1 protein-coding gene is annotated in these 538 nt (G+C 62.5%); it reads right to left on the bottom strand.

Features of this window, described 5'->3' with window-relative positions; genetic code table 11:
* Positions 1-218: hypothetical protein (locus tag E1291_RS41630; RefSeq protein ID WP_207401285.1), on the bottom strand; the 218-nt coding region annotated here is incomplete at its 3' end.
* Positions 219-538 lie beyond the last annotated feature (320 nt).

Raw genomic sequence — 538 nt, forward strand, 5'->3', positions numbered from 1 at the left:
GGTTGTAGTCCGAGGAGTGGGCCGGGGATGTGGAGGCCGTCGCGGAGTGATTCGAACTCTTTGATCGAGTAGCGGCGTCGCTGGCCGCCTAGGATCTTGGAGATGTTGCCCTGGTTGGTGTTGATCAGGTTGGCCAGGGCTTCTTGGGTGAGTTGTGTGACGTGGATGTAGATCTTTAGTACTCCCCGGAGGTCGCGGTTGGTGAGGGCGTCGCTCATGGGTGGTTCGGTCCAGAAGCGTTCGGGGAGGGGCGGCGGTTCGCCGAGTCGGGCGCGTGTCTCCCAGGCGCATGATCCGCAAATGTGGCCGGGGCTGTAACGGTTGAGGGTGTTGCCGCATCCGGAGCACTCACGCGATTCGGTCATTTTGCAGCCCTTTGACGGACGGTAGCCGGGTGGGCATTTTCGCATGACCAGTGGTGGCGTGTACCGGGGTTGGCTTCATTCCGTGGCGGCAGGCCCTTGACCGTGGAACGCCGGCGAGCCTAGAGAGGAGGAAGATCGTTGTCCGGCGAGTCGAGCCATATGCGCTGCCCTTC

This window comes from Actinomadura roseirufa (assembly GCF_900659635.1).
GTDB classification, from domain to species: Bacteria; Actinomycetota; Actinomycetes; order Streptosporangiales; family Streptosporangiaceae; genus Spirillospora; species Spirillospora roseirufa.